This is a genomic window from Mycobacterium sp. (genome assembly GCF_035697385.1).
GTDB lineage: Bacteria > Actinomycetota > Actinomycetes > Mycobacteriales > Mycobacteriaceae > Mycobacterium.
In genome coordinates this window covers 1-4,734 of record NZ_DASSCY010000376.1, presented here as the reverse complement: position 1 = coordinate 4,734, position 4,734 = coordinate 1, and the positions used below count along the sequence as shown (strand labels likewise).

Genomic DNA, 4,734 nt, shown 5'->3' with positions numbered 1-4,734 from the left:
CCCCGAGTGAAGACGCAGCGCAGTTCGATCCCGCTGCCGAGGAGCAGACGATGCGTGTCAGCCAACCGCCCCCTGCTTCTCCCCCGCCGCCTCCGCCCAGCGCTGCGCAACCGCACCGCGCACCTACGCCGCCGCCGCCGCACCAGCCATACGGCGGCCAAGCCACCTCGGCCCCCACACCGCCGCCGTATGGCGGCCCGGGTTATGGGCAACCGCAGCGCCCGACAACACCGCCGCCGCCGCCGGGATACGGTGCCCCGCAGCCCGGGCCGCCGCACCAGCCCTACCCTCCCGGTGCGTCAGTCCCGCCGTACACGCAGTACGGCCCCAACACCTCCCAGAGCCCGGTTGATGCCGCCAATGCCCTACTGGCCAAGGGTAATTCGCTAATCACACGTCTGATGTCTCGCGGAATCCGCGGCGAACTCATCCGCCAACCGTGGTTCCTGAACTTCAGACACCAGTCGGCCGACTCGTTCGTTTACGTCACGTTCGGCATAGGTCTGCTGATGGCGATCGTGCTGGCATTGCTGCCCGGCATCATCGGCACCATCATCACCGACCTGATCTGGGCCAGCCTGATCTATCTGTACTTCGCGCTGGGCACCAAACTCGCTCACCAGTTCATCGCATATGGCATCTGCGGGGGCGGCGTCGCGCTGGCGTTGCTCAGCGCGCTCTACACCGGGGCAACGTTCATCGATCTCGCCTCGGTGTATTTCGCCGGGACCGCCGTGCTGTTGCTGATCAGCCTGGGCCTCACCTTGGTCAGTGCTGTTGTCTTGGCCTACGTCGGCGTGCAGGTGTATCGAGGAATCCAGAAGCTCTCGTCACCGTAAAGGGCAGCAGCTCATCGCGCGGTATTGCGGTATGCCTCCGTCAATTGCACTATCTTGCTTCGTATTTCGTCGCTGTTCGCGATACGGACGAACGGAACGGCACGGGTGAGGAAGAACTCGTCGAGTTCGGCGGCGCGGCGGTGTTCGGCTTTGCGGTAAGCGGCGAGCACCTGGGTGCCCATGGTGGCGCCGTCCGGCACGAACCGTCCGGTCGCGACGTCATAGGCGTCATGTCCGTGCTTCGCGCCGATTGCGGGCATATCCGTTACGGCCACCCACAACAGTTCGTGGCGGCCGGTCAGACGTTTGATGACCTCGTCGAGGCGTGACGTGACGTCTGGTTCGTCGGAAACGACGACCAGCAGCAGTCGTCGGCGGTGGCTGTGCGCGACGTGCTCGAGTTGAGTGACGATGTCGCTGGTGCCGACGCCACCGCGACTGTGGGTGAAGAACTGCTCGAGCATGCCCTCGATGTGGTTCTCGCCGCGGCGGCTGCGCACGTTGGCGCTGCCCCGAGAATCGCCGTAGACCATGCCGATTTCGTCGGTGCGCCGCATGCTGATCAGCCCGATCGCGCCCATGACGGTGGTGGCCACATCGCGTTTGATCTCGCCGCTGGGCGTCAACGCGGACATGTTGCGCCCGGCGTCGCAGACCAACAGGATCTTGTGGTGCTTTTCGGTGACGAACCGTTTGACGAGCACATCGCCGGCCCGTGCTGAGGCGTGCCAGTCGATATCGCGGATTTCGTCGCCGGGGACGTACGGACGTAGGTCGTCGAATTCCAGGCTGCGAGTGTGCAACAGCGCGTAGTGCCCACCTTCGAGCATGCCGCGAGTGTGGGTGCCGAAATGCTGTTTGGCGCGGTTGAGGTGTCTGCCCATGGCGCGCCCTAGGGCACCCGCACCGATTGCAGCACGGCGTCGATGATGTCCTCCGGCGTCACGCCGGCGCTGACGGCTTCGAATCGAAGAATGAGTCGGTGGCGCAGCACGCGGTAGGCGAGATGGCGGATGTCTTCGGGCAGAACGTGATTGCGCCCGGCGAGTACGGCGATCGCTCGTGCTGATCGGGCGAAGGCGATGGTGGCCCTGGGGCTGGCGCCGTACTCGACTAGTCGGGCCAACTGCGGGGACAGGAACTGGTCGGGCTGGCGTGTGGCGTGCACCAGTTGCGCCACGTAGTGCACCAGCGCGGGGTCGAGGTGGATGCCGGCGGTGACGCGCTGCAGGTGCCGCACGTCGTCGAGGCTGATCACCGGTTTCAGCGGCGCGGAACGGTCATACACGCCGGCGTCGATACGAAAGATCACCTCGGCCTCCTCCTGAGGCGAGGGGTAACGCAGAACCTCCTTGAGCATGAACCTGTCGGTCTGCGCTTCCGAGAGCGGATAGGTGCCCTCCTGATCGACCGGGTTCTGCGTGGCGATCACCAGAAACGGTTGCGGTATCGGGTGGATCTTCCCGGCGATCGTGGTCTGGCGTTCCTCCATCGCTTCCAGCATCGCGCTCTGCGTTTTGGCGCTGGAGCGGTTGATCTCATCGAGCAGAACGATGTTCGTGTGCACCGGACCCAGTTGGGTGACAAAGGAATTGGTGTTCGAGTCGTAGATCTGGGTGCCGAGGATGTCGCTGGGCAACAGGTCCGGGGTGCACTGAATGCGTTGAAAGCCGCCCGATATCGACTCGGCGACAATGCGCGCAGCGGTGGTCTTGGCCAGGCCGGGCACACCTTCGAGCAGGATGTGCCCGCCGGTGAGCAGACCGATCAACAGGGTTTCGCGCAGGTCGTCCTGTCCGACCACCTTGGTGGCGAAGGATCGTGCGATGGCGTCCACCACACGGTGAGCGCTTTCCATGTCGGCCGTGTTGGGCTGAGGGCGGCTCGTGGTGGTCATGTCTCCCTAAGGGGCTGTCTATCTGGACGCTGCAACTCCATGTTCCCTGCAGTCGGACCACCTGAAACTTTCGCCTGATAGGGGTACCCGCCGTGGAGGGTACCGTCAGCCGGATGAGCGAGGTCGTCGTGCTCGGCTCGGGTTTCGCCGGGCTATGGGCGGGCCTCGGTGCGGCCAGACGACTCGACGAACTCGGCGCCGACGGCGACGTGAAGATCACGGTGGTCAGCTCGCAGCCCTACCACGACATTCGGGTCCGCAACTACGAAGCCGATCTGACGCAGTGCCGCATTCCCCTTGGCGACGTGCTGGACCCGGCCGGCGTCGACCACATCACCGCCGAAGTCACGAAGATCGACGCGATAGCGCACACCGTGACCACGTCTGGCAGCGCGCTTACTTACGACCGTCTGGTGATCGCGCTGGGCAGCCGGCTGGTCAAACCCGATATCCCCGGCTTGAGTGAGTTCGCATTCGACGTCGACACCTACGACGGCGCGGAGCGGCTGCAGCAGCACCTTGCCACCCTGGCCGACGAGCCCCGCACGGCCGCTGCACACACCGCGGTCGTCGTGGGCGCCGGACTGACCGGCATCGAGACCGCCTGCGAGCTGCCGGCACGGTTGACCGCGCTGTTCGCAGACGTCGAGCCACGCGTCGTTCTCGTCGACCACAACCCGCACGTCGGTTCCGACATGGGCACCTCGGCGCGACCGGTGATCGAAGCCGCGCTGGCTACCAATGGCGTGCAGACCCGGCTAGGGGTCCGCGTCGAGGCGGTGGACGACCGCGGCGCGACGCTGTCGAGCGGCGAACGCCTGGACGCATCGACCGTGGTGTGGTGCGCGGGCATGCGGGCCAACCCGCTGACCGCGGACCTGGGCGTCGCACGCGATCGTCTCGGCCGCGTCCAGGTCGACGACTACCTCCGCGTCGAGGGCGTGCCGGACGTGTTCGCGGCAGGCGACGTCGCGGCAGCATGGATGGACGACACCCACGTCTCGGTGATGTCGTGCCAGCACGGTCGGCCGATGGGCCGTTTCGCCGGATACAACGTCATCAGCGATCTACTGGGCGAGCCGATGTTGCCGCTTCGAATCCCTTGGTACGTCACGGTTTTGGATCTCGGCCCGGCCGGTGCGGTCTACACCGAGGGCTGGGACCGCATGGTGGTCTCCAGCGGGGCCGAAGCCAAGGCCACCAAGCAGGTCATCAATACCCAGCGAATCTACCCGCCGCTCAACGGAAATCGTGCCGAGATCCTGGCCGCAGCTGCACCAGCGCTGCAGTCCCGACCAGGTCACTAAGTCCCCGGCCGGTGCGGCATCAGCGCATTCGGCGGGATGGTGCCGAACTTACCCGCATTGAAGTCCTCCATCGCCTGGATCAGCTCGGACTTCGAGTTCATCACGAACGGGCCGTACTGCATGACCGGCTCGCGAATCGGTCGGCCGCCAAGGATGAGGATCTCCAACGCCGGCCTGCGCGACTCTTGGGTGGGCTCGGCGTTGACGCTGATGCGATCGCCGGGACCGAACACCGCCAGCTGACCCTCATGTATCGGACGACCGACCGGCCCTACCGCGCCCCGGCCGGACAGCACATACACCTATGCGTGAAGTCGCGATTCCATACTGAAAAAGCTGTGATGCCGTCTCGGCGGCACAATTGATCCGGCGATGTGGTCCGTCAGCTGGCGATACCGTTCGGCGGCCTCGCCGTCGCGACTAGCGCGGGACTTTGGCCAGGATCTGGTCGGCGATCTCGTTGGCTTGGCTGGTGACATCGCCGGTGCCGCAGACCGTGGTTTCCACGAGGACGTTGGATTGCGCGGCCATGACTTTGTGGCAGCTTCGCGGTGGCGGGTCTAGTCGAGTGATGGTGTTACCGATGCGGTTCTCTCCCGCTATCAATTCGCCGGCCTCGTATTGGCGGGTCTCGCCGTTGCCGAGGTCCATGGTCAATACCTGGCCTTGCGGGCATCTATCCCAATCGCCG

At 65.3% G+C, this 4,734-nt stretch carries 4 protein-coding genes and 2 pseudogenes; 2 read left to right on the top strand and 4 right to left on the bottom strand.

What is annotated here, in order from left to right; translation table 11 throughout:
• Nucleotides 1-839, top strand: a pseudogene (locus VFH65_RS31145) (hypothetical protein); the annotation flags it as partial.
• A gap of 11 nt (nucleotides 840-850) precedes the next feature.
• On the opposite strand, the gene VFH65_RS31140 reads toward VFH65_RS31145, so the two are convergent.
• Nucleotides 851-1,723, bottom strand: a complete 873-nt coding sequence (locus VFH65_RS31140) for a DUF58 domain-containing protein (protein ID WP_353327249.1) — start codon at nucleotides 1,721-1,723, stop codon at nucleotides 851-853.
• Between the two features lie 8 nt (nucleotides 1,724-1,731).
• Complete coding sequence (locus VFH65_RS31135) at nucleotides 1,732-2,736, bottom strand: AAA family ATPase (protein ID WP_353327247.1); 1,005 nt, start codon at nucleotides 2,734-2,736, stop codon at nucleotides 1,732-1,734.
• A 113-nt stretch (nucleotides 2,737-2,849) separates the two neighbouring features.
• Between VFH65_RS31135 and VFH65_RS31130 the strand changes: the two genes are divergently transcribed.
• Complete coding sequence (locus tag VFH65_RS31130; protein ID WP_353327245.1) at nucleotides 2,850-4,043, top strand: NAD(P)/FAD-dependent oxidoreductase; 1,194 nt, start codon at nucleotides 2,850-2,852, stop codon at nucleotides 4,041-4,043.
• Here the strand turns inward: VFH65_RS31130 and VFH65_RS31125 are convergent.
• Together VFH65_RS31125 and VFH65_RS31120 are read right to left on the bottom strand one after the other, a co-directional pair.
• Nucleotides 4,040-4,368: pseudogene (locus tag VFH65_RS31125) on the bottom strand (pirin-like C-terminal cupin domain-containing protein); the annotation flags it as partial. The gene VFH65_RS31130 and the pseudogene VFH65_RS31125 overlap by 4 nt on opposite strands.
• 95 nt (nucleotides 4,369-4,463) lie before the next feature.
• On the bottom strand, nucleotides 4,464-4,734 hold a 271-nt coding region (locus VFH65_RS31120), incomplete at its 5' end, for a sensor domain-containing protein (RefSeq protein WP_353327243.1).